General features: G+C 73.2%; 22 protein-coding genes and 2 pseudogenes. 14 read left to right on the top strand and 10 right to left on the bottom strand.

Annotated features, from left to right (window positions below):
• Positions 1-17 precede the first annotated feature (17 nt).
• The 3 genes from BX286_RS33515 to BX286_RS33525 form a co-directional block, all read right to left on the bottom strand.
• Positions 18-635 (bottom strand): TetR/AcrR family transcriptional regulator, encoded by a 618-nt coding sequence (locus BX286_RS33515; protein ID WP_121017385.1) that lies wholly within the window; start codon positions 633-635, stop codon positions 18-20.
• The gene (locus BX286_RS33520; RefSeq protein WP_121017387.1) at positions 632-2,107 is read right to left on the bottom strand and encodes an MFS transporter; all 1,476 of its coding nucleotides are present in this window, start codon (positions 2,105-2,107) and stop codon (positions 632-634) included. Before BX286_RS33520 ends, BX286_RS33515 begins: the two co-directional genes overlap by 4 nt.
• 104 nt (positions 2,108-2,211) lie before the next feature.
• Complete coding sequence (locus BX286_RS33525; RefSeq protein ID WP_079423423.1) at positions 2,212-2,736, bottom strand: cupin domain-containing protein; 525 nt, start codon at positions 2,734-2,736, stop codon at positions 2,212-2,214.
• A 267-nt stretch (positions 2,737-3,003) separates the two neighbouring features.
• On the opposite strand from BX286_RS33525, the gene BX286_RS33530 reads away from it, so the two are divergent.
• Positions 3,004-4,620 carry a hypothetical protein gene (locus BX286_RS33530; RefSeq protein ID WP_121017389.1) on the top strand — a complete coding sequence of 539 codons (1,617 nt, stop codon included), beginning with the start codon at positions 3,004-3,006 and terminating at the stop codon, positions 4,618-4,620.
• An 11-nt stretch (positions 4,621-4,631) separates the two neighbouring features.
• On the opposite strand, the gene BX286_RS33535 is transcribed toward BX286_RS33530, so the two are convergent.
• Complete coding sequence (locus BX286_RS33535) at positions 4,632-4,862, bottom strand: hypothetical protein (RefSeq protein ID WP_100864548.1); 231 nt, start codon at positions 4,860-4,862, stop codon at positions 4,632-4,634.
• Between the two features lie 358 nt (positions 4,863-5,220).
• Between BX286_RS33535 and BX286_RS33540 the strand changes: the two genes are divergently transcribed.
• The 5 genes from BX286_RS33540 to BX286_RS33560 all read left to right on the top strand — a co-directional run bounded on the left by BX286_RS33540 (position 5,221) and on the right by BX286_RS33560 (position 10,334).
• On the top strand, positions 5,221-6,408 hold the full coding sequence (locus BX286_RS33540) for an FAD-dependent oxidoreductase (protein WP_121017812.1): 1,188 nt from the start codon (positions 5,221-5,223) through the stop codon (positions 6,406-6,408).
• Between the two features lie 174 nt (positions 6,409-6,582).
• Positions 6,583-8,949, top strand: a complete 2,367-nt coding sequence (locus BX286_RS33545; RefSeq protein ID WP_079423417.1) for a sensor histidine kinase — start codon at positions 6,583-6,585, stop codon at positions 8,947-8,949.
• Positions 8,946-9,350 carry a roadblock/LC7 domain-containing protein gene (locus tag BX286_RS33550; protein ID WP_079423415.1) on the top strand — a complete coding sequence of 135 codons (405 nt, stop codon included), beginning with the start codon at positions 8,946-8,948 and terminating at the stop codon, positions 9,348-9,350. The genes BX286_RS33545 and BX286_RS33550 overlap by 4 nt, the downstream gene beginning before the upstream one ends.
• Positions 9,350-9,721, top strand: coding sequence for a DUF742 domain-containing protein (locus BX286_RS33555; protein ID WP_079423413.1), 372 nt, complete (start codon positions 9,350-9,352; stop codon positions 9,719-9,721). The genes BX286_RS33550 and BX286_RS33555 overlap by 1 nt, the downstream gene beginning before the upstream one ends.
• On the top strand, positions 9,708-10,334 hold the full coding sequence (locus tag BX286_RS33560; RefSeq protein ID WP_079423411.1) for an ATP/GTP-binding protein: 627 nt from the start codon (positions 9,708-9,710) through the stop codon (positions 10,332-10,334). Before BX286_RS33555 ends, BX286_RS33560 begins: the two co-directional genes overlap by 14 nt.
• A 20-nt stretch (positions 10,335-10,354) precedes the next feature.
• Here BX286_RS33560 and BX286_RS33565 read toward each other — a convergent pair whose 3' ends face one another.
• Together BX286_RS33565 and BX286_RS33570 are read right to left on the bottom strand one after the other, a co-directional pair.
• Entirely contained in the window at positions 10,355-10,675 is a 321-nt protein-coding gene (locus tag BX286_RS33565; RefSeq protein ID WP_079423409.1) for a hypothetical protein, read from the bottom strand.
• Positions 10,676-10,796: 121 nt separating this feature from the next.
• Positions 10,797-11,648, bottom strand: a pseudogene (locus tag BX286_RS33570) (VanW family protein); the annotation flags it as partial.
• Between the two features lie 283 nt (positions 11,649-11,931).
• Here BX286_RS33570 and BX286_RS33575 point away from each other — a divergent pair.
• Entirely contained in the window at positions 11,932-12,606 is a 675-nt protein-coding gene (locus BX286_RS33575) for a hypothetical protein (RefSeq protein ID WP_121017393.1), read from the top strand.
• A 53-nt stretch (positions 12,607-12,659) separates the two neighbouring features.
• On the opposite strand, the gene BX286_RS33580 is transcribed toward BX286_RS33575, so the two are convergent.
• The 3 genes and pseudogenes from BX286_RS33580 to BX286_RS33590 form a co-directional block, all read right to left on the bottom strand.
• Positions 12,660-13,319, bottom strand: a complete 660-nt coding sequence (locus BX286_RS33580) for an HAD family phosphatase (RefSeq protein WP_079423403.1) — start codon at positions 13,317-13,319, stop codon at positions 12,660-12,662.
• A gap of 29 nt (positions 13,320-13,348) precedes the next feature.
• The gene (locus BX286_RS33585; protein ID WP_121017395.1) at positions 13,349-13,564 is read right to left on the bottom strand and encodes a hypothetical protein; all 216 of its coding nucleotides are present in this window, start codon (positions 13,562-13,564) and stop codon (positions 13,349-13,351) included.
• 61 nt (positions 13,565-13,625) lie between these two features.
• Positions 13,626-13,787 (bottom strand): annotated as a pseudogene (locus BX286_RS33590) (arylamine N-acetyltransferase); the annotation flags it as partial.
• 23 nt (positions 13,788-13,810) lie between these two features.
• Between BX286_RS33590 and BX286_RS37695 the strand changes: the two are divergent.
• The 5 genes from BX286_RS37695 (at position 13,811) to BX286_RS33615 (ending at position 17,140) form a co-directional block, all read left to right on the top strand.
• A complete protein-coding gene (locus tag BX286_RS37695; protein WP_261993595.1) occupies positions 13,811-14,398 on the top strand; it encodes a hypothetical protein in 588 nt (195 codons plus the stop codon).
• 77 nt (positions 14,399-14,475) lie between these two features.
• A complete protein-coding gene (locus BX286_RS33600) occupies positions 14,476-14,961 on the top strand; it encodes a DUF2975 domain-containing protein (protein WP_079423397.1) in 486 nt (161 codons plus the stop codon).
• Entirely contained in the window at positions 14,961-15,182 is a 222-nt protein-coding gene (locus BX286_RS33605) for a helix-turn-helix transcriptional regulator (protein ID WP_079423395.1), read from the top strand. Before BX286_RS33600 ends, BX286_RS33605 begins: the two co-directional genes overlap by 1 nt.
• Positions 15,183-15,303: 121 nt before the next feature.
• A complete protein-coding gene (locus BX286_RS33610) occupies positions 15,304-15,813 on the top strand; it encodes a RidA family protein (protein ID WP_079423393.1) in 510 nt (169 codons plus the stop codon).
• A 151-nt stretch (positions 15,814-15,964) separates the two neighbouring features.
• Positions 15,965-17,140 carry an acyltransferase gene (locus BX286_RS33615; protein WP_121017397.1) on the top strand — a complete coding sequence of 392 codons (1,176 nt, stop codon included), beginning with the start codon at positions 15,965-15,967 and terminating at the stop codon, positions 17,138-17,140.
• A 106-nt stretch (positions 17,141-17,246) separates the two neighbouring features.
• On the opposite strand, the gene BX286_RS33620 is transcribed toward BX286_RS33615, so the two are convergent.
• Positions 17,247-19,286, bottom strand: coding sequence for a M4 family metallopeptidase (locus BX286_RS33620; RefSeq protein ID WP_079423389.1), 2,040 nt, complete (start codon positions 19,284-19,286; stop codon positions 17,247-17,249).
• Between the two features lie 395 nt (positions 19,287-19,681).
• Between BX286_RS33620 and BX286_RS33625 the strand changes: the two genes are divergently transcribed.
• Both BX286_RS33625 and BX286_RS33630 read left to right on the top strand, forming a co-directional pair.
• Positions 19,682-21,076, top strand: coding sequence for a S8 family serine peptidase (locus BX286_RS33625; protein WP_121017399.1), 1,395 nt, complete (start codon positions 19,682-19,684; stop codon positions 21,074-21,076).
• A 116-nt stretch (positions 21,077-21,192) separates the two neighbouring features.
• The gene (locus tag BX286_RS33630; protein ID WP_121017401.1) at positions 21,193-21,996 is read left to right on the top strand and encodes a neocarzinostatin apoprotein domain-containing protein; all 804 of its coding nucleotides are present in this window, start codon (positions 21,193-21,195) and stop codon (positions 21,994-21,996) included.
• Positions 21,997-22,158 lie beyond the last annotated feature (162 nt).

Genomic DNA, 22,158 nt, shown 5'->3' on the forward strand with positions numbered 1-22,158 from the left:
CCGCCCGGCGCGGCGCGTCAGGCGCCGTCGACCAGGCGCTGGAGGCCGGGCGCGTACAGGTCGGCCAGGTGCTCGGCGCTCGCCTGCGCGCCCGCCCCGTCGGGGCGGTGCAGGCTCAGGGTGGCGCCCAGCCCCAGCAGCTGGCCGGCGATCAGCTCGGCGCGCAGTGCGGCGTCCGGTCCCGGCAGGCTCCGGGCCAGCCGGTCGGTGACCTGCTCGCGGAATCGCGCCCGCAGCAGGGTGCGTTCGTCCTCGATGCCGAGGGAGAACACCACCCGCAGCAGCGGGTCCCCGCCGAAGCGGTCACGGAGTGCGACCATGGTCAGGACCAGGTGCCGGCCGAGCTGCGGGAGCGGGGCGGCGAACAGGGCGTCGGCGGCCGCCCCGAAGTCGGCGACCGTGTTGAACAGGGCCTCCTTGGTGCCGAACCGCTTCACGATCAGCGAGGGGCTGACCCCGGCCGCGGCGGCGATGCCGCGCAGGGTGACCTCGGCGTACGGCTGCAGCGTGAACGCCCGGCGCGCGGCCCGCACGATGGCGTCCCGCCCGCTCCCGGCGCCCGCCTCGCCCGCCTCGCCCGAGGCGGCCGTGGTGCCCGCGCCGGTCGCGGGGGCGGTTCCGTCGGTGGTGCTCATGCGCTCTCCCGGGCGGCGGTCACGGACGCTGTCACCGTGACCGTACCCCCCTTCGCTCCCCGGCCGCGCGGACGGTCCGACGGCAGGAACAGCGTGGCGGCCAGCGCGGCGAGCGCGGCTCCGGCGGCGATCAGGAAGATCAGCAGGTACGCGTGCAGGGTCGGGGCGGTGCGCCCGCCCGCCCTGAACGTCAGATGGGCCAGCACGGCGGCGACCACCGCGCTGCAGCAGGCCTGGCCGACGGACCGCATCAGGGTGTTCAGACCGTTGGCCGCGGCCGTCTCGCCCACCGGCACCGCCCGCATGACCAGGGCGGGCAGTGCCGAGTACGCGATCGCCGTGCCCGAGGAGACGACGGTGGCGCCGGCCACGATCATCCAGAGGCTGTGGCTGGTGTAGAAGCGGACCACGTAGCCGACGGCCATCACGACGGCGGCGAGCGCGAGGGCCGTGCGGGGCCCGTACGCGGCGGAGATCCGCGCCGAGACGGGGGAGAGGGCGACCATCGCGAGGCCCCCGGGCAGCAGGCACAGGCCGCTGACCACGATGGACGTCCCGAGCCCGTACCCCGTACTGGTGGGCTCCTGCACCATCTGCCCGGTGACGAGGGAGTTGGCGTAGAAGGCGAAACCGATCAGCAGGGCCGCCACGTTGGTCAGCAGCACGGCGGGCCGCGCCGAGACCCGCAGGTCCACCATGGGCGAGCGGGTGCGCAGTTCGTAGCGGCCCCACAGCAGGCCCACGGCCGCGGACGCGCCGAGCAGGCCGAGCGTGCGCGCGGAGGTCCAGCCCCAGTCGGCGCCCTGGGTGATGGCGAGCAGCAGTCCGACGAGGCAGCCGGCCAGGCCGAGGGTCCCCAGGAGGTCGAAGCGGCCCCGGGAGCGTACGGGGGACTCCGGGACGATCCACAGCACCAGGAGCAGGTCGGTCAGGCCGAGCGCGGCCGAGGCCCAGAACATCGTGTGCCAGTCGGAGTTCTCCATGACCACCGCGGCCACCGGCAGGCCGATCGCCGCCCCGATGCCGAGGGTCGAGCTCATCAGGGCGATCGAGGGCAGCACCCGCTCGGGAGGCAGTTCGTCGCGGATGATGCTGATGCCCAGCGGGATCACCGCGAGGGCCGCGCCCTGCAGGGCCCGGCCGGTGATCAGCACCCCGATGTCGGAGCTGACCGCGCACAGCACCGAGCCGAGGGTCAGCACGCCGAGCGAGGCCAGCAGGACCCGCCGCTTGCCGTACATGTCCCCGACGCGCCCGAGCACCGGGGTGAAGACCGCCCCGGTGAGGAGGGTGATGGTCACCAGCCAGCCGGCCGCCCCCGGGCTCGCGCCCGTCAGGGCGGGCACGTGCGGCAGCAGCGGGACCACCAGGGTCTGCATCACGGCGACGACCATGCCGCAGAAGGCGAGGACGGGGACGACGAGCCGGGCGTGGGCGCGCGGGCGGCCGGAGGCCGGTATCGCGGAGGGCATGCTGCTCCAGACGGAGGAGGAGAGCGGGACACCAAGGGGGTGCACGATTGTTCACCCCCAGGGTAAACGACTGTGCACCCCGCTGTCCGCACCCGTGCGGGCCCTCACCCCGCAGGCGCCGCAGGGCCCTCCGCGCCCGCCGGACGGCAGTAGCGCCGCACCAGCTCCTCGTGCTGCGGGAACAGCGCCGCCAGCTCCTGCGGCCGGCCCAGGGTCATGTCGGCGAAGTCGAACCCCGGCGCGACGGCCTCGCTGATCAGGGCGTGGTCCCCGGCCGTGAGGTGGGAGGCCTTCCACACGCCGCCCGGCACGGCCAGGGTCAGCACCTCGCCCCGCCCCGGGTCCTGCCCGAGCACGGCGGTCTCGTGCCGGCCGTCCGGATGCAGCAGGTGGTAGGTGAGCGGATCGCCGTGGTGATGGAAATGCAGGATGTCGGAGCGGTTCAGGTGCCAGTGCCCCACCGGGGACCAGTGGGTGAGCAGATAGTGGATCGACGTCAGGGTGAACCGGTCACCCGCGTCGGTCGCGATCAAAGGGCGGTGGTCCGCCTGGAAGGTCCGCCGGAAATACCCGCCCTCCACGTGCGGTTCCAGGGCGAGGGCGTCGATCCAGTCGTGTGCCGTGGGCACGGTTTTCCTCCTCGGGTGGGCACCAGGTCGCTCGAGTATCGGACGCCCGCCCCCGGCCGCCCCGTGGTTCCAGGCGGATTCGAGGGCGGTTCCACCCGTAATGCGGTGGACATTTCCGGAACGACCGTAATCTCATTCCCGTGCCCCGCCGCACGTCTCACCTGCGGGGCGCTCGACGGAGCGTCACCGAATCCATTCGGAAATGACGGGCGATCCCCTTGTCGGAAACTCATTGAATTCGAGCGGGTGGAACGGATGGGAATTCCTGTGGACCGAGAATCGAATACCCTGACCGCCCCGCGCCCGGACCACCGCACCGGCCGGCCCGCCGGCGGCCCGGTCCCCTTCGCGGCGACCGCGGTCGAGGTGGCCGGCGACCCCGAGGACGGCCCGCACCTCCTGTACCGCGCCGCCCGCCGCCTGTGCGAGGCCGCCGGGCCGGACGCCGTGCTCACCCATGCCGGAGGGGAACTCACCGCCCGCCTCGAACCCGGCCTGCACGCGGCGATGTACGTCTCCACCGAGATGCGCCGCGACGGCGCCGGATCGCCCCTGCTGCGGCTGAACCTGCGCCTGGCGGGCCAGGGCAGGACCCCCTCGCCGGCCTCGCTGGAGCACTGGGCCGAGATCTGGCACCGCCAGCCCCTCTCCCCGCACGAGGTGGTGCGCGTCGCGGGCGAGCTGCCGCTGATGAGCGCCGCCGTCGAACGCCTGCGCCCCGGCCGGCCCCTCGAGGGCTTCGCGGTGCTGGTCACCGGCCACTTCCTCACCGACCTCGTCCACCTCGTCGGCTGCCTCGCCGAACTCGGCGCCCCGCTGGACGCGATGACGGTCCTGCGCAAGGACTACGCGTACCAGTGGCGCCACCGCGTCCACGGCCACCTCGTCGAACAGGGCGTGCGCGTCGTCGACGCCGGAGACCCGGCCGCGGTGCGCGAGCACACCGAGCGGGCCCGCCGCAGGGGCCTGCGCTGCCTGGCCCTGGACGACGGCGGATACGTCGCACCGGCCCTGCTGGACCGGGCCCGCGCCGGGGAGCCCGCGCCGGCCGGGGCGGGGGAGTGGGCAGGGGTGGTGGAGCAGACCATGTCCGGGATCTACAAGCTCCAGGGCCGCGAACCCGAGCTGCCCTTCCCGGTGTTCTCGGTGGCCCAGTCCCGCCTCAAGGGGCGCATCGAGTCGTACTGGATCGCCGAGAAAGCCGTCACCACGGCCCTGGAACTGCTGCCCGCCGTCAAGATCGAGGGCCAGCCGGCGCTGGTCGTCGGCTACGGCAACGTCGGCGCGCACATCGCCGCCCTGCTCACCCAGCGCCGGATGCGGGTCGCCGTCCACGACGCCGACATCCTCCAGCTCATCGACGCGCACGAGAGCGGCTACGTCACCGACCGGGACCTGCCCGCCCTGCTGGACCGGCACGAGCCGCTGCTCGTCTTCGGCGTCACCGGCCGCACCAGCATGTCCACCCGGGAGTTCCGCTCCCTCAGACGCCCCGCCTACCTGGCCAGCGTCAGCAGCCGCGACATCGAGTTCGACCTCCCCGCCCTCGAGGCCCTGGCCGAGGGCGATCCCGTGGAACGCCCCTGCTCGCGCACCCACGTGCTGCCCGGCGGCGTCGACGTCACGGTGCTGGCCGGCGGCCGGCCCGTCAACTTCCACGAGACGGACAGCATCAGCAACCTCCACTCCGACCTCGTCTACGCGGGCATGCTCACCGGAGCCTGCGCCGTCGCCACCCGCCCCGCACCCCCCGGCCTGGACCGTGCCTGGGCCGACGCCGTCCTGGAGGAGTCCGGTCTGCTCCAGGACTACTACGACCGCTACGGCCCCCACGCACGCGTCACTGTACGGACCGCCGGCTCGGCGGCCCGCACAGCTCGTTGACGCCCGGCCGTTCAGCCGCAGTCGTCGTACCCTCCGCCCCAGTCGTCATCGTCGTCGTCGTACCAGCCGTGGCCGTGACCGTATCCGTCGTCGTCCCATCCGCCGCCACCGTGGCTGTAGGTGACCGCGTGGGTGGGCGCTGCGGCGGAGGCCGTGCCCGCCGCGCCGAGGGCGGCGCCGCCGGCCAGGAGGACTCCGATCGCGGAGGCCGCGAAGAGCCGCTTCACTCTCAGTGCTTGCATGGTTTCCCAACCCTTCTCGTACTGCGCCGCACACGGCGCTGAGCGGATTTCTCCTCCTTTCGCCAACAGAACGGAGTTTCTGCCCTTGCCCGATACACGTGGGGGGCGCATCCGCCGTCAACGTGGCCGATCGGGCCACGGACCCATGGGCTGGACCGCTCATTCACCGGGCCGTCTGCATCACCGCAGGTGATTCACCCGTTCGCACGGTGGCGGCCCTCTTCTGACCATGCTAGTCAGCTACCTGTGAGTCGTCACCTCGGGCGGCCCGCAAGCGAGCCCGGATTCCCGAGAAGGGTGTGCCCCCGTGGAACAGGAACGCACGACGTGCTGCGTGGTGGGAGGGGGGCCGGCCGGCATGGTGCTGGGGCTGCTGCTGGCCCGGGCCGGGGTCGAGGTGACGGTCCTGGAGAAACACGGGGACTTCCTGCGGGACTTCCGCGGCGACACCGTGCACCCGTCGACCCTCTCGCTCCTGGACGACATCGGCCTCGCCGAACGCTTCGCCCGGCTGCCGCAACGCCGGGTCTCCTCCGTCCAGCTGCCCATCGGACCCGACCGCTCCCTCGTCACGGTGGGCAACCTCGCGGCCCTGCACGGCACGTACAACTACATCGCGATGGTGCCCCAGTGGGACCTCCTCGACCTCCTCGCCGACGAGGCGGGCAAGGAACCGTCCTTCCGGCTGCGCATGGACACCGGCGCGACCTCGTTCCTCATGGAACGCGGCCGGGTCACGGGCGTGCGCTACCGCACCGCCGACGGCCGCACCGGCGAGCTGCGGGCCACCCTCACCGTGGCCTGCGACGGCCGCGGCTCGCTCGCCCGGACCCTGCCGGAACTCGGCCTGGAGGGCTTCGCCTGCCCCATGGACGCCTGGTGGTTCCGCCTGCCGCGCCACGAGGACGACCCCAGCGGGCTCGTCGGCGGGCTCGGCGACCGCTTCTTCACCGCCCTCATCGACCGGGGCGACTACTGGCAGTGCGCCGCCCTCATCCCCAAGGGCACGGACGCCGAGCGCCGCGCCGAGGGGCTGGAGCGCTTCATGACCCGCTTCACGCAGGCCGCGCCCTGGCTGGCCGACCGCGCCGGCTCCGTCACCTCCTGGGACGAGGTCAAACTCCTCGACGTCCGGCTCGACCGGCTGCGCCGCTGGCACCGGCCGGGACTGCTGTGCATCGGTGACGCCGCCCACGCGATGTCGCCCGTCTTCGGCATCGGCATCAACCTGGCCGTCCAGGACGCCGTGGCCGCCGCCCGCCACCTGGTGCACCCGCTGCGCGCGGGCACCGTCGGCCTGCACGACGTGCGCCGCGTCCAACTGCGCCGCTGGCCCACCACGGTGGCGACGCAGGGCCTCCAGCGCCTGGCCCACGCCCAGGTCATCGAACCGCTGCTGGCCGGCCGGGCCGCCTTCGGCAACCCCCGGCGCGCCCAGCGGATGACGGAACTGGTCACGGAATCCCGCTGGCTCAATCGCATCCCCGCCTACTTCATCGGCTACGGAGCCCTCCGCGAGCGCCCCCCGAAGGAGTCCCTGCGCTAACCCTCCGGACGGCCCGCGGCCGGCGCCCCGGCGCGCTGCCGCACACCCGCGTGGAAGTAGGGTCTCCGTTTATTCGGACTGGCTGGATATGATCGGCATCCCCACCCCCCAGGGCCGTGTCGGCAGTTCCCCCCTGCCCGCGTCCAGGCCCGTCTCCGCCGCTCCCGAGGACCGATGTCTGCGATGGCACCCGAAGGCCCACCGAGCCCGCCGCCCGTCCGGCGCCGCCGCACCGTACGCCTGCGTACCCTGCTGGTCTGCCTGGCCGTCGTCCCCACCGTGGCGATGGGTACCCAGACCGCCGTCACCGCCCAGCGCCTGCTGGCCCAGTCGGAGCACCTGCGCGCCGACGTGGAGGCCGGCGAGCGGATCGGGGTACCGCTGGTCAAGCTGATGAACGAACTGCAGGCCGAGCGGGCGATGACGGCGGCCCGGTGGGCGGGCTCGCCCGTCACCGACGAGGCCCTGCGCGACAAAAGGGCAGAAACCGACCGGGCGGCCGCGGAGTTCCGCCGCATATCGGGCACCGGCAGCGACCCCGCGCAGGGCTCGGAACACAGCCCCGACGGCCCCGGCGAGGGACGCCTGGACACCGTGAGCGGGCGGCTCGACCCGCTGGCCTCCTACCGCAGGCGCGTGGACGCCCACACCGGCAGCGCCGAGCAGGCGGTCGGCTACTACACCGGCGTCATCGACGACATCATCCGCGCCTACCAGGACGAATTCAGCCACCCTCAGGATGCCGACCTCGGCCAGGAGAGCCGCCCGGCCGTCTCCCTGTTCTCGGCCACCGAGATGGTCGCCCGCGAGGACACCGCCCTCGCTCTGGCCGGTCCCTCCCGTGAGCTCGCGGCCACCGGTTTCTCCCAGTTCCTCGACGCCGTCGGCACCCACCGGTACCTGTACGACACCTGGATCGTGCCGTACCTGCCGCCCGCCGAACGCGCCTCGTACGACAAGCTCATCGCCTCGCAGGCCTGGCAGACCAAGCTGCGCATCGAGAACGCGGTCATCGCCAACCACAAGGACACCGCCACCGGCGTGAAGCTGCCGGCCGACGTCGCCGAGTGGCCCGACGCCTACCGGGCGTTCGCACCGGCCCTCGCCGCCCTCAACACCGCCCGAGCCCGCAGCGTGTTCGACGACGCCGACGCGAGGGCCTCCGAACTCCAGGCCGAGGTCTCCTGGCTGATCGCGGCCAGCGGCGGCGCCCTGCTGCTCGTCACCGCCGTCGTGGTGCTCACCACGCGGTCGGTGCTGCGCCGGCTGAACCGGCTGCACACCCGTACCGTCGCCATCGCCGAGAAGACCCTGCCCGACGTGGTGGCACGCCTCCAGCGCGGCGAGCCCGTCGACGAGGACGCCCTGCCCGCCGTCCGCGGCCGCCAGGACGAGGTCGGCCAGATCGCCGACGCCTTCGCCCGGGTGGTCGCCGCCTCCGTCGACGGGCACCGGCAGCTCGCCGCCGAACGGCACGGCTTCGGCCTGTTCGCCTCCGGCATCGCCTCGCGCACCGGAAACCTCGTCAGCCGGCAGCTCAGCCTGACCGAGGACCTCCAGGACACCTTCGGCCACGACGAGGCGCTCCTGGCCCAGTTGATGCGCTCCGACCAGCTGACGGTGGGCATGCGGCGCCAGATCGAGAACCTGCTCATCCTCGCCGGCGGCGAGATCCCCGACCCGCACACCGAGCCCATGCGCGTCGCCGACCTGCTGCGCGAGGCCGCCGCCGAGGTCGAGGACTTCCGCCGCATCGAACGGCAGGCCCTGGACGAGGCCAGCGTGCAGCCGCACGCCATCAGCCAGATCAGCCACCTGCTGGCGGAACTCCTGGACAACGCGACCCGGTTCTCGCCGCCCCGCTCGAAGGTGGTCGTCCGCGCCGAACTCGTGGCGGACGGGCTGTCCGTGGAGATCGAGGACCGCGGACCGCGCGTGTCCCCGGCGGGCTACGAGGCCATGAACGAGCGCCTGCACTCGGCGCCGCCGTACTCCGTCCTCGCCGAGAACGCCCACCGGCTGGGCCTGTTCGTCGTGGGCCACCTCGCCGACCAGCTCCAGGCCCGCGTCACCCTGCGCCGCTCGGTCTACGGCGGGACGGCCGCCGTGGTGATCCTGCCGAGCGCGCTGCTGGCACCCGCCGCAGGGGAACCGGAGCCCCGGCGGCGGCCCGCGCCGCAGCCCCGGCCCGCCCCCGTACCCGACCCCGTACGCCTGCCCGTCCGCGAACGGGCGGCCGAGACCGGGCCCGAGGCCGGGGACCCGCCGGCCGGCGCCACCGCGACCGCCGCACCCGCGCCGCTGCCGGCACCGCGCGGGCCGGCGCTGCCGACCCGCGCCACGGCCCCCGCCGACCCGCGGCCGGCCCTGCCCGAGCGCGTCCCGCAGACCCACCTCACCCGGCAACTGCGCGGCCCCCGCGCCCCGGAGCCGGACGCCGGCCGGGACGCGGCGACACCCGAAGAGGTGGCCGACGCCTGGGCGGACTACGAAGAGGGGACCAAGAAAGTGGAAGCAGAGCTCGGAGCGGACCAGCCATGACGACGACATCCAGCGACATGATCTACGGCATCCTGGACAACAACCTGAGCCGGATCGCCGGCATCCAGGGAGCCGTGCTCCTGTCCAACGACGGCATCAAACTCAGCGCCTACCTGCTGGAGCGGGACCAGGCCGAGCGCATCGCGGCCGCCTCCTCCGGCATCGCCGCCACCATGAAGGCGATATCCCGGGAGATCGACGGCGGGCGGGTCATCCGCCAGCTGGTCGAGATGGACGACCGCTACCTGTGCGTCGTCGGCTGCGGGGAGGGCAGCACGCTCATCGTGGTCACCTCCCGCAAGGCGCGGCTCGGCGAACTGGGCGGCGAGGCCGTACGGACCGCCCAGGCGCTCGGCGAGTGGCTGGGAACCCCCGAGCGCACCTCCGCGCCGACCGCGTAATGCCCGACGAGCCGCAGCGCCGAAGCCCCCGCCGGACCCGGCTGTACGCGCTCACCGACGGCCGCACGTCCGCCGCCCCGCAGACCGTCCTCACGATGGACACCACCATCGTGGCGGCGGTCCCCGCGGACGACGACGACCCCGGCCTGGCCACCGAATGGCGGGCCGTCCTGGCCCTGTGCGCGCCGCCCGCCGGGATGGCGGTCGCCGAGATCGCCGCCCGCATGCACATGCGCCTGACGCCGATGACGCTCCTGCTGGGCGAACTCGCGGACCGCGGGCTGATCGACCACCGGCCGCCCCTGGAGGGCGCCGAGACCACCAATGTCCACCTGCTCATGAAAATCAGGGACAACCTTGCCCGGATATGACACCTCCGTCGCCCCCGCCGCCCGGGAAGCGTCCCCGGTCAAGATCCTCATCGCCGGCGGCTTCGGAGTCGGCAAGACCACCCTGGTCGAGGCGGTCTCCGAGATCGAACCGCTGCGTACGGAGGAACGCCTGACGAGTGCCGGGGTCGGTGTCGACGACCTCGACGGCATCGAGTCCAAGACCCTCACCACCGTCGCGATGGACTTCGGCAGGATCACCCTCACCGAAGCCGGGGTCGTCCTCTACCTGTTCGGCACGCCCGGCCAGGAGCGGTTCTGGTTCATGTGGGACGACCTGCTCAGCGGGGCTCTGGGGGCGCTCGTGCTCGTCGACACCCGCCGCCTGGACCGGGGATTCCCGGCGATCGACTTCTTCGAGAGCCGGGGGCTGCCGTTCGTCGTCGGGGCGAACTGCTTCCACGGCGAACAGCCCTACACGGCCGAGGAGATCGCCGCCGCCCTGCACCTGAGGGACCCCGCCACCCCGGTGCTCCTGCTGGACGCCCGCTCCCGCGCGGACGCGCGCGACTGCCTGCTGGCCCTGCTCGACCTGGTCATCGCCCGGGCGGGGGCTCCCGCGGGAGCCCCGGCAGGAGGCCCGGCGCGGATCTGACCGGCGCCCGCGCGCCGGTGCTACCGGGGCGCGGGGCGGCGGGCGGCCGCGGCCCCGCTCTCCTCCAGCAGGATCCGCAGGGCGTACTCGGCGGCCCGCCGGCGCAGGAACACCTGGGCGCGGGTGCCGGAGGCGAGCCCGCGGGCCGCGGCGGCGCCCTCGCGCGTCGCGTCGTCCCGGGTCTCGCGCCAGCCGTGCGCGGTACGCCGCACGGTGCCGTCCCAGGCGGTGTGGCGGGCCATCCAGAACCATCCGGCCCCGGCGGGGCAGCAGCCCCACACCACCGCGTCGAGGCAGGCGTCCTGCCTGTCCTGCCCGTGCGCCTGTGTCTCCCGCGTCACGTGCGTCCCCCCGGTTTGCGTCCTGGCTCGGACCGCAGGCTAGGTCAGGGCGCGGGGCACGAGGGAGTCCGGGTTTCGGCCAACCTGGAAGGCGCCGGCGGCACGGACTCCCGGGCGCGGCTCAGGAGCGGCCCGGCTGCGGCGCGGCGGGAGCCGGGCTCACGGACGGGGCCGGGCTCTGCGAGGGGGCCGGGCTCTGCGAGGGGGCCACGGCGCAGACGACCTCGTCGCGCGGGGTGTAGTGGGTGCGGAACGTCTCCCGCCCGACCTCCCGGCCCTGGTGGACGAACACGCGGTCGACCGCCACGTCGAACCCCTCGAGCGGGGTCTGCGCCTGGCAGTCGGGGCCGGAGGCCTCGCGCTTGGCGGGCGGGACGACGTTCGTGCGGGGCCCCTGGGTGGCGCGTACCGCGTCGTACTGCCGCGTGCCGATCAGGGTGATGGTCACCGAGGTGTCGGTGGACTCGGCCCGGATGGTCAGGGGGTGGCCGGAGTCGTTCCTCCAGCGCAGGTCGAGGGTGCCCCAGGCGACGGTGGCCTCGCGGCCCTCGGGGTAGCGCTCGATGTAGAAGGAGTGGGCGCCGTGCTCCACGAACGGGGCGCCCGAGAAGAACACGGCGTTGTACACGGCCGTCGCCACGCTGGAGACACCGCCGCCCGGCGCCTTCACGTAGCGGCCGTCGTTGATCATGACTCCGTCGACGAAACCGTTCTCCTTGGTGCGCTCGCCGACGGTCCGGTTGAAGCTCCAGGTCTGGCCCGGGGCGACCACCGAACCGTCGATCAGCTGGACGGCCCGCCCGATGTTCGTGGTGCGGTACGGGGCGGCGGGGAAGTTCACCGTGAACGAGGACACCACCTGACGGCCCTCCGCCGCACCGCCCACCCGGCCGGCCACGGCCCCGGCCGCCTGCCCGGCCACCGGCGGCACCTCGGCGCCGGAGGCGTGACCGGCCGGGATCAGCAGGGTGAGGCCGAGGCCGAGTGCGGCGGCCCCCGCCATCGCGGGCAGTCCGAACCGCCGGTGGTCGGTCAGGCGGTGTGCGCGTCGCATGTCTCTCCTGGGGGCGGGGCTCGGGGGCTCGGGGATTCCGGGTGCTCCGGGGTACGACCGCAGACAAGGATCCAGCCATCTTGGCCAAAAAGGACAAAAGTGTGCCGGTTCTCACGCACAACGGAAGCCCGCCCTCCGCTCGCACAGCACCCCTCCGGGGGCGGTCCACCTCGCCCGGGACGCGGAGGATAGCGTTTTCGCCATGTACGAGATCAAGGGCGTGAACGCCGCACCGGGCGGGCGGCGCACCGTCCGGTTCCACGACCACGGCTACGCCGTCACCCCGGACCGGCGCGCCGCCTCCTTCGCCGACACCTTCCTCGGTGAGGGGGCCGGCTGCGTCACCGCCCTGGTGCTGCTGGCCCTGACCGGCCTCTACAGCCTGCTCCGCACGACCGGCGCGCCGGAGGCCGCCCTCACGGCCTGCATCGTGCTGTTCCTCGTCGCGCTCTGCTACGGGGCCCTGATCGCGCTGGTGCACTGGGCGAGCGGCGTGGTCGCGGACGTCCTGATCGTCCTGCTCGCCGTGCTGACGCTGCCGGGCCTGCTGTTCCCGGCCTACCGGCGGGCGCTGCGGCGCCGGCTGGGCGGCGGGGGTCCCGAGACCCGGCGCGGCTGGGTACCCGCCACGGCCCTCGCCGGAGTCTGGTACCAGTGCGACCCCCGGGGCGGCGACGTGGTGACGGTCCGGCTCACCGACGGCTCCGTCACCGCCTACGTCCCCCCGCCGGAGCGGGGCCGCGACCTGTACCACCGCTTCGACGCCCTGCTCCGCGGCACCCGGCCCGAGCAGTCGGCGCAGCCCCAGCCCTGGCAGGGCTACGAGCCCTACCCGCCGCACCAGCCCCACCAGCACCCGGGCCACCCCCGCCCCTGACACGGGCTCCGCCCCTGCCACCGGCTCCGGTGCGGACCGGTGCTCCGCGCCGGCTACAGGGCGGCGATGAGCGCGGGCAGTTCGCGCATGTCGTGGAAGACGGTGGTGTCCGGGCCCTCGAGGCGCCCGGCGGGGGTCAGCCCGCCGGCGTAGCCGAGGGAGCGCATCCCGGCGGCCCGGGCGGCGTGGACGCCGGGCCGGCTGTCCTCGACCACGACGCAGGCCGCCGGGTCGACGCCCATGCTCCGGGCCGCGTGCAGGAACAGGTCGGGGGCCGGCTTGCCGCGGGAGACCTCGCTCGCGCTGTAGATGCGGCCGGCGAAACGTGCGTGGAGTCCGGTCCGGCCGAGGGTGTGCCGCATCTTGTCGTGGGAGCCGCTGGAGGCGACGCAGGACGGCAGGGCGAGCGCGTCGAGTGCGTCCAGGGCCTCGGGCAGGCCGTCGACCGGCGCGAGTCCCGCGTCGACGGCCTCCCGGTGGAGCTCCTCGAACCGCTGCGACCAGACCGCGGCCACGTCCTGGCCGAGCCGGCCGGCGATCTGCTCCCGGATGGCGGCGTGCGAGCGTCCGATGAACCGGTCCACGACCTCGTCCTCGGTCAGCGGCCAGCCCAGCTCGGCTCCGAGGGCCACCTGCACGCGTGCGGCGATGCGCTCGCTGTCGACCAGCACGCCGTCGCAGTCGAATATGACGAGTTCGATGGGCTTGATCATCCCCGCAGCATAGGGCCCGCCCCCACCGCTCAGCCGGCGGGCAGGCCCATGCCGAGGCGGGTGCCCAGGGCGCGGGCGGTGGTGCGCACCTCCTCACCGGTCTCGCCCTCGGCGACGGCGCCGAGCACGGCGAGCGCGAGCACGGCCTCGCGGTAGGTGAGCATCGGCAGCCGCTCGGGCCCGGCGTCGGCGTCCGCGTCGACTTCCTCGGCCACGATGTCGGTGTAGAGATCGTCAAGTGTCACACGGGACCCAACGCCGCGGCCGTCCCCCGGTTACGGCACCGGCCCGCCTGCCCTTCCCCCCTCAGTCCCGGGGATGGAGCGGCACCGGAAGCCGGTCGAGCACGATGCCGAACTCCGCGCGGTAGACGGCCCGTACCTCCTCGTCGCTCGCCAGCTCCTTTTCCGTGCGGTCGCCGTCGGCCGAGGTGGTGATGAGCGTGTGGTCCCGCAGCGTGATCCGCCCGCCGTCCCGGGTGAGCCGGGAGCATGACGAATCACGGAAAGAAGACGGCCGGGCTTGGGACGCTGCCGTTCGCGGTGGTGCTCCTGCTGGCGGCGGGGTGCGGCACGCAGCGGGCCGGCGCGGCCCCCGGCGCGTCCCTCTCCTCGGGCCTCACACCCGTCGGCACCCCGAGCGCACCGGCGGACTTCCCCTGCCCGGGCGAGAGTTCCGCACCCCCGGCGCCCACGGCCGCCACCGGTTCCGGGCCGGACGCTTCGCCCCCCGACCACTACGCCGAGAACCACGCCTTCAGGATTCCGCTCCGCCTGGACGGCCAGAGCCGCTGCGACGGCCTCGCGGCCGAGGGGCGCGTCAAGGGCGCCCTCGAACCGCTGCGCCGGCGCGGCGACTTCACCCCCGGCCACGTCCACGGCGCACTCACCGGCCTCGGCTATCCCGCGGGAAAGGTGCGGACCTACCAGAACGGTCCCACCGGGGTCGGGTTCCTCATCGACATCGGCGCCTCCCCCTGGTGCGTGGAAGGGATGCTGAACAGCGGGTCCACCACGGCGGAGGCCTTCGGCGGATACCCCGACGGCACCGGCTGCGAGCCCCCGAGGGGCGGGCACTGAACCCGGCGGCGACACCTTGCCCAGCCTATCGAAATTCGATAGATTCCCATCGTGAGTCGATGGAAGGGTGAGTCCTCATGGGAAAGCTGACAGTGGGTGCGCTCCGCGCCGTGCTCGTGGTCGTGCTCGCCGGCACGGTGTTCGTACAGGCGGGGATGGTGTGGGCGCTGGCCACCGACCCCGAGGACGGGTCGCTCCCGCTGACCCCGCTGCGCCTGGTCACGATCCTCGGCATGGTGGCGGCCCAGGTAACCGTGGTCTGCGTATGGCGGCTGGTGACCATGGTGCGGCGGGGAACCGTGTTCTCCCACGCCGCGTTCCGTTACGTGGACGGTGTGATCGGCGCGATCGGCGCGGCCGCCCTCGTGTGGTTCGCCGTCACGGCCCTGAACGCACCGGGCCAGCGGGAGGACCCCGGTGTCACCGTCATCATGGGCGGGGTGGGCGTGGCCATCCTGGGGGTCGCGCTGATCGTGCTCGTGCTGCGGATGCTGCTCGCCCAGGCGGTGGCCCGCTACGCCGAAGCGGACCAGTTGCAGGCCGAGCTGGACGAGGTGATCTGATGCCGATCGCCGTCGACATCGACGTGATGCTGGCCAGGCGGAAGATGTCGGTGGGTGAACTGGCCGACCGCGTGGGCATCACTCCCGCCAACCTTGCGGTGCTCAAGAACGGCCGCGCCAAGGCGGTCCGCTTCGCCACGCTCGCCGCCCTCTGCGAGGCCCTCGAATGCCAGCCGGGCGACCTCCTCCGCTGGGAGTCCGAGAACCCCCCGGCCGGCTGAGACTCCCCTCGCCGCCCCGTCCGGCCCGCTGACGCGTACTCGATCCCCGTACGAGGAGTTCTCCTTTCCCCCGTGACAGCGTCGTTGCTCCAGGCTCCACCGGGACGAAGGGACAGACCGAATGACCAAGGCAGGGCGCAGGTTCGGCATCGGTGCCGTGGCGGCGGCGATGGTGGCCGCGACGATCACCTTCACGGGACCGCAGGGTGCCAGCGCGCAGGACCAGGCCCGCCGGGGCTGGGACCACTTCGGGTTCGGGGTGCCGTGGGAGGAGTCCTACGGGTACTCGCAGGGCATCAGGGCCGGGGACACCGTCTACATCTCGGGGCAGGTGTCGCATGACGCGGCCGGGAACTTCGTGGGCGCCGGCGACTTCGAGAAGCAGGTCCGCACGGCGTTCGACAACCTGGACAAGGTCCTCGCGCACTACCGGGTCCCGCGCAGCCAGATCATCAGCATGAAGATCTTCACCAAGGACCTGCGCAAGAACTTCGACACGGCCGCGCGGCTGCACAAGGAGTACGTCGGCAACCACCGCACGACCGACACCATCGTCGGAGTCAGCGACATGTCCGTCCCCGAGCAGCTCGTGGAGATCGAGGCCATCGTCCAGGTCTCCCCGCGCTCCTGACCGGCCCTCGCTCCGAGGCCGCCCTTCGCCGGGGCGCCGCCCCGTGTCCGGCCGTCCGCCCCTGTGGCCCGGCTGTGGACGCGCTGTACAGTGCCGACGACTTTACGCATCGGTAATCGGACAGCAGTGCGGGCAAGGGGGCGGAAGAGGGATGAGAGCGCGCATACCGGAACGGCCAGGCGAGCCCCGCCGCCTGGCCGTCCTGGACGGCATACGGGTCCTGGCCGCCCTGGCCGTCGTCTTCTACCACTACGTGGCCTTGGCAAGTGCCTGGGGCCAACCGACCACGGACGTCTTCCCGCTGGCCCGCCGCTTCGCCGTCTACGGCTGGCTGGGTGTCGAGATCTTCTTCCTCGTCAGCGGGTTCGTCATCTGCATGAGCGCCTGGGGCCGCGGCCTGGGCGACTTCGCGGCCTCCCGCGTCGCCCGCCTCTTCCCCGCCTACTGGGCGGGCGTGGTGTTCACCTCGCTGGTGCTGCTGCTCTGGCCCGAGGTGCGGCCGGGCGTCAAGTACACCGACGTCGTGGTGAACCTGTCGATGCTGCAGGGCGGCCTCGGGGTCCCGAACGTCGACGACGCGTACTGGACCCTCTTCGTGGAGCTCAAGTTCTACGCGCTGTTCGCGCTCGTCGTCCTGCGCGGGCTGACCTACCGCAACTGCGTGCTCTTCTGCGGGACGTGGACCCTGGCCGGGGTGGTGGCCCCGACCGCCGACGAAGGGGTGCTCTCCTTCTTCGCCATGCCGTCCGCCTCCCCGTACTTCATCGCCGGCATCGCCTTCCACCTGATGCGCCGCTTCGGGCCGAACGCCGTCCTGTGGGTCATCGTCGGCATCCAGTTCCTGCTCGCGCAGCACTACGTGTACGGCCGCATGACCTCGAGCCTCGGCGCGGCCGTCACCGAGCGGACGCCCCTGTGGCCGGCCCACCTGGTCATCCTGCTGGGCTTCGCCGTCATGGCCGCCCTCGCGCTTGGCACCCTGGACGGCATCCGGTGGCGCTGGCTCCCGCACGCCGGCGCGCTCAGCTACCCGCTCTACCTGATCCACATGATGGCCGGGCTGACGCTCATCCACCACTTCCGGGACCGCGTCGCTCCCGTGCCCCTGGCCCTCGGCACCACCGCCTCCATGCTGCTGTCGGCCTGGGCCCTCCACCGCCTCGTCGAACGCCCGCTGGGCCGGCGGCTGGGCGCCGCGCTGCGCCGCGGGATCCAGGACATCCGGGTGGCGGCGGCCCCGCCCCGGCCGGAGCCGGGCGGCCTGCCCGGGCAGCCGGCCGTGCCGGGGACGGACCGTGTCCCCGCCGGACGGCAGGGCGTCTCCTAGCGCCGGCCCCGCCGCCCCGGCGGCAGGCGGGCGGCGCACGCACGGGTGCCCGGAGCCTCGAAGGCTCCGGGCACCCGTGTTCGGATCACGGCCGGTCGGCCGCGGGTCAGAAGGTGAGCTTGAAGTCGGTGATCGTGCCGGTGTCGGCAGCGGCCTTGTCCTGGACCTTCAGCTTCCAGGTGCCGTTGGCCGCCACGGCCGAGGCGTTCACCGTGTACGTCTTGTCCAGGTTGGCCGTGGAGTCCGACGAGGAGTTCTGCAGGCGGAACGTGGTCCCGTTCGGGGCCACGAGGTCGATCTGCAGGTCACCGACGTAGGTGTGGGTGATCTTCACGCCGACCTTGAGGGTGCTCGGCGCGTTCCCGGTGATCCCGGTGACGGCGACCGACGAGGTGACCGCCGGGCCGGGGGAGTCCGGGATGGCCACCTGCGTGGTGCTCTCGAAGACGTTCCCCGGGTTCGGGTTGCCGCCGCCCGAACGGGCGCCGACGTTGACGGCGGCCCAGGCGTCGGTGACGGCGTTGACCTCGGCGCTGCCCGCGCCGTACAGCTCGGTCGCCGCGGCGATCGTGCCCGCGCGGGCACCCGCGTAGTCCGTGGTGGAGTTGAACTTGGTGGTGAGGGCCTTGTACCAGATCAGCTGGGCCTTGTCCCGGCCGATGCCGGTGACGGGCAGGCCGTCGGAGGTCGGCGAGTTGTAGTTCACGCCGTTGATCGTCTTGGCGCCGGAGCCCTCGGAGGCCAGGTAGAACCAGTGGTTGGCCGGGCCCGAGGAGTAGTGGACGTCGAGGTTGCCGACGCCGGAGTACCAGGCGTCGGCGGAGCCGCCGTCCTTGCTCGGCTTGTCCATGTAGCGCAGCGGGGTGCCGTCGCCGTTGATGTCGATCTTCTCGCCGATGAGGTAGTCGCCCGGGTCGCTGGGGTTGTTGGCGTAGAACTCGACGGAGGTGCCCATGATGTCGGAGGTGGCCTCGTTCAGGCCGCCCGACTCGTTGCTGTACTCCAGGCCCGCGGTGGCGGCGGTGACGCCGTGCGACATCTCGTGGCCGGCGACGTCCAGCGAGGTCAGCGGGTCGTTGTTGCCGGCTCCGTCGCCGTAGGTCATGCAGAAGCAGCTGTCGTCCCAGAACGCGTTGACGTAGGCGTTCCCGTAGTGGACGCGGGAGTAGGCGGCGACGCCGTCGCCGCGGATCCCGGAGCGGCCGAAGACGTTCTTGTAGAAGTCCCACGTGACCCCGGCGCCGTAGGCGGCGTCGGCGCCCGCGGTGGCGGCGTTGGAGTTGGCCCCATTGCCCCAGGTGTCGGTGGCCTGGCTGAAGAGCGAGCCCGTGCCCGAGGTGCCGTGGTTCAGGTTGTAGGTCTTGTGACCGCCGCGGCCCGTGTCGTTCATGGTGAAGTTCGTGCCGGACTTCGACGTGCCGAGGGTGACCTGGCCGCTGTAGTGCGTGTTGCCGACACCGGTCTCGATGCCCTGCCACTGGTGCAGCTTCGCGCCGGTCTTGGCGTCGGTGATGACGTGGAGCTGGTTGGGGGTGCCGTCGTCCTGGAGCCCGCCGATGACGGTCTCGTAGGCCAGGGTCGGCACGCCGTTGGCCATCCACACGACCTTGCGGGGCGCGATGTCGGCCTTGTCGGCCTTGGAGCCGACGGCCTTCGCGGCGTCCAGGGCCTTGGCGGAGGCGGTCGCCGGAGCGTCGGCCGGGGCGGAGGTGGAGACGCCCTGCAGCTGGGCGTTGGACGCCTTGCTCACGCTCTGCGTGCGGTCGGCGGAGGTGCGGTTGACGACCAGGTCGCCGCCGAGGACGGGGAGTCCCTCGTAGGTGCGCTCGTAGCGGGTGTGGGTGGTACCGTCCTGGTCCTTGACCACGTCGCGGACGAGGAGCTTCTCCTGGGCGCCCAGGCCGAGCTCCTTGGCCGTGGCGGCCGTGGTGCTCTGCGCCTTGGCGATGAGCTCGGCGCGCTGGGACGGGGTGAGCTGCGCGGGCAGCGCGCCCGGGTTGCGGGGCTGGCCCTTGGCGGCGGCCGGGTTCGCGGAACCGCCGGGCTGCGCGCTGGCGCTGCCCGCCTGGACGCCGACGGTGAGCAGGGCTGCGGCGGCGAGCAGGGCGCCGGTGGCGGTGGCGTTCCGCCGGTGCGTGGAATTCACGCGGGGACTCCTTCGGAGTGGTGGGGGGTGGAACCGGCGGCCGGGATGGGCCGGCCGGGTGCAGCGTGTCGATCAACTCCAGCTGGGGATGGGGAGAGGTTGCCAGCGATCTCCATGATCGCCATGGACACGTCAGGTATTGGCCGAAAGGCGTCCGGATTTCGCCGGTGCGCGTCCGCTGAGCGGACACCGTGGCGTGGTGCGAATGGGGCGACACCCGCTCAACTCGGCTGATCCAGGGCGGGACTTGGTCCAGTCTTGGTACTCGGCGACGTGTCCCGCATTCAGGTAAAGCGTTCGATATCAAGCGTCAAACAGCCTTGTTCTGCTCAGGACTTGGCGGGTGTGATCGCGGGAGCCGCCTCGAGCGGCGCCACCCCCCAAGGGAGTCCGCCATGCATCCAGTCCGTCGTACGTGGCCGCGCGTCGCGCTCACCACGGCCGCCGCCGCCGGCCTCGCGCTCACCGCCGCGGCGGCCGCCCCGGTGGCCGGGACCGTCACCGCCTCCGGGCACGGATCCACCCTCCCGCGCACCGTGGCGCGTCCGGCCGTCGCCGGGCACCAGCTGGTCCGCGCCGTGGGGAGCCCGCTCTCCGTGGAGGAGTGCCGGGCCAAGTGGAAGATCGCCTGCTACACCCCGCTGCAGTACCGCGAGGCCTACGACCTGGGCCCGCTGTACAAGGCGGGCATCACCGGCAAGGGCCGCACGATCGTCATCGTGGACTCCTTCGGCTCGCCCACCGTCCAGCACGACCTGGACGTCTACAGCAGGCAGTTCGGGATACCCAGTACCAAGGTGCAGGTGGTCAAGTGGGGCAACGTCCCCGCCTGGGACCCGAAGAACGCCGACATGCTGGGCTGGGCCGGCGAGACCACCCTCGACGTGGAGATGGCGCACGCGGTGGCACCCGACGCGAAGATCGTCCTGGTGGAGACCGCGGTCGCCGAGACCGAGGGCACCACCGGACTGCCGGAGATGATGGACGCCGAGAAGGCCCTGATCGACCACGGCATCGGCGACGTGATCACCCAGAGCTTCGGCGCCACGGAGAACACCTTCCCCGGCTTCGACCAGGGCGACTTCTCCAGCATCAAGAAGCTCCGCTACGCCTTCGAGGCCGCCGCCCGCAACCACGTCACCGTCCTGGCTTCCTCCGGCGACGGCGGCGCCACCGACAACACCGCCGACGGCACGGGCTACTACCACGAGCGCGTCAACTCCTGGCCCTCCTCCGACCCCCTCGTCACCTCCGTCGGCGGAACCCAGCTCCACCTGGACGACACGGGCAGGCGCACCGCCCCCGAGAGCGTCTACAACGACCACGGCGCGGGCGGCGGCGGCCAGTCCCACGTCTTCACCCGCCCCTCCTTCCAGAACGGCGTCAAGAACACCGTCGGCCCGCGCCGCGGCACCCCGGACATCTCCATGGCCGCCGCGGTCGACGGCGGCGCGTGGCTCTACTCCAGCTACGACCCGGCGGCCACGGGCTGGGACGTCTCCGGCGGCACCAGTGAGTCCAGCCCCCTGTTCGCCGGCATCGTCGCCCTGGCCGACCAGGCCGCGGGCAAGCGCCTGGGCGACATCCACGAGGCGCTGTACCGCCTGTACGGCCGCTCCGCGTACGACCGGTCCACCGGCATCGTCGACGTCAACGACGGCACGGACAACAGCTACCAGGGCGTCACCGGCTACCGGGCGGTGGACGGCTACGACATGGCCACCGGCGTCGGCACCCTGGACGCGGCCCGCTTCGTCCCCGCCCTGGCCCGCGAAGGCCGCCGCGGCTGACGCTCCGGGCCGGTCCCCCGCCGGCGGTGACGGCCTGTTCGCGTCCTTGTGGCGGGCGGCCCGGAACAGGAGGATCCCCCCGACCCGACAGGCAGGCGCAGCAGAAGGGATCCGCGATGGGATTATGGGGGGTTCTCGGCAGGGCCGGGCTGGTACTGGCCCTGGCCGGGGCCGGACCGGCCGTGGTCGGGGCGGCGGCGCAGGCGCGTCCGGCGACCCCGCAGCTGGTGGTGCAGCGGACCGGCGGGCTGCTCGACGGGGACGTCGTCGGCTTCTCGGTCAAGGGCGGCCCGCCCAAGGCGTACGTGTGGGTGGAGCTGTGCGCCCCGGACACGGTGGCGGGGGCCTGTGACGAGGACACCGGACGGCAGTTCCGCGTGCTGCCGGACGGCACCCTGGCGAAGTCGCCCAAGAAGCTCTACGCGCAACTCGTCACCGGCGCGGGCACCTTCGACTGCCGCACCGCCACCGCGGCGCACCCGTGCCGGCTGGCCCTGACGGACAACACCGGTGCCGTCCTGACCACCGTCGCGCTGGGCTTCCGGCCCCACGGCGCGCTCGAAGCGGCTCCCACCGTGGGGGTGGACCCGTCCGAGGGGCTGGTGGACGGCCAGTCCGTACACGTCACCGGGCGCGGCTACGAGCCGCAGTACCACTCGCTGGTCATGGAATGCGCGGCCGGCTCCACCGAGGCCACCGGCTGCCGCACCCGGGGCCGCCCGCCCGCCACCACCGACCAGGGGCGGCTGGACGAGGAGGTCGTGCTGTCGGCGTCCTTCACCACCGTCGACGGGCGCACCGTCGACTGCCGGGTCGCCCCGGGCTGCGAGGTGGTCGTGTTCGGGACCCGGGTCCGCGGCCCCCACTCGGTGTCCCACCCCGTCCGCTTCGCCCCGGCCAGCGCCCCGGCCGGCGGCTGACGGCACCCCGCCGCGACGCCTCGGCCCCGCTCCCGTCAGGCGATCGGCACCGGCGGCCGGGAGGTCCGGCGGCGGGCACCCTCCGTCCGCCCGTCCGCCCGTCCGCCCGTCCGCCCGTCCGCCCGTCCGCCCGTCCGCCCGTCCGCCGCCCGCCCGTCCGTC

Source organism: Streptomyces sp. 3211.6, assembly GCF_003634815.1.
Taxonomy (GTDB): domain Bacteria; phylum Actinomycetota; class Actinomycetes; order Streptomycetales; family Streptomycetaceae; genus Streptomyces; species Streptomyces katrae_A.

Coding starts and splice junctions, on each gene's coding strand:
- BX286_RS33615 (WP_121017397.1), top strand. CDS start 15,965: ATGAGAGCGCGCATACCGGAACGGCCAGGCGAGCCCCGCCGCCTGGCC.
- BX286_RS33600 (WP_079423397.1), top strand. CDS start 14,476: ATGGGAAAGCTGACAGTGGGTGCGCTCCGCGCCGTGCTCGTGGTCGTG.
- BX286_RS33625 (WP_121017399.1), top strand. CDS start 19,682: ATGCATCCAGTCCGTCGTACGTGGCCGCGCGTCGCGCTCACCACGGCC.
- BX286_RS33575 (WP_121017393.1), top strand. CDS start 11,932: ATGTACGAGATCAAGGGCGTGAACGCCGCACCGGGCGGGCGGCGCACC.
- BX286_RS33550 (WP_079423415.1), top strand. CDS start 8,946: ATGACGACGACATCCAGCGACATGATCTACGGCATCCTGGACAACAAC.
- BX286_RS33540 (WP_121017812.1), top strand. CDS start 5,221: ATGGTGCTGGGGCTGCTGCTGGCCCGGGCCGGGGTCGAGGTGACGGTC.
- BX286_RS33520 (WP_121017387.1), bottom strand. CDS start 2,107: ATGCCCTCCGCGATACCGGCCTCCGGCCGCCCGCGCGCCCACGCCCGG.
- BX286_RS33545 (WP_079423417.1), top strand. CDS start 6,583: ATGTCTGCGATGGCACCCGAAGGCCCACCGAGCCCGCCGCCCGTCCGG.
- BX286_RS33515 (WP_121017385.1), bottom strand. CDS start 635: ATGAGCACCACCGACGGAACCGCCCCCGCGACCGGCGCGGGCACCACG.
- BX286_RS33610 (WP_079423393.1), top strand. CDS start 15,304: ATGACCAAGGCAGGGCGCAGGTTCGGCATCGGTGCCGTGGCGGCGGCG.
- BX286_RS33605 (WP_079423395.1), top strand. CDS start 14,961: ATGCCGATCGCCGTCGACATCGACGTGATGCTGGCCAGGCGGAAGATG.
- BX286_RS33630 (WP_121017401.1), top strand. CDS start 21,193: ATGGGATTATGGGGGGTTCTCGGCAGGGCCGGGCTGGTACTGGCCCTG.
- BX286_RS33580 (WP_079423403.1), bottom strand. CDS start 13,319: ATGATCAAGCCCATCGAACTCGTCATATTCGACTGCGACGGCGTGCTG.
- BX286_RS33555 (WP_079423413.1), top strand. CDS start 9,350: ATGCCCGACGAGCCGCAGCGCCGAAGCCCCCGCCGGACCCGGCTGTAC.
- BX286_RS33535 (WP_100864548.1), bottom strand. CDS start 4,862: ATGCAAGCACTGAGAGTGAAGCGGCTCTTCGCGGCCTCCGCGATCGGA.
- BX286_RS37695 (WP_261993595.1), top strand. CDS start 13,811: ATGACGAATCACGGAAAGAAGACGGCCGGGCTTGGGACGCTGCCGTTC.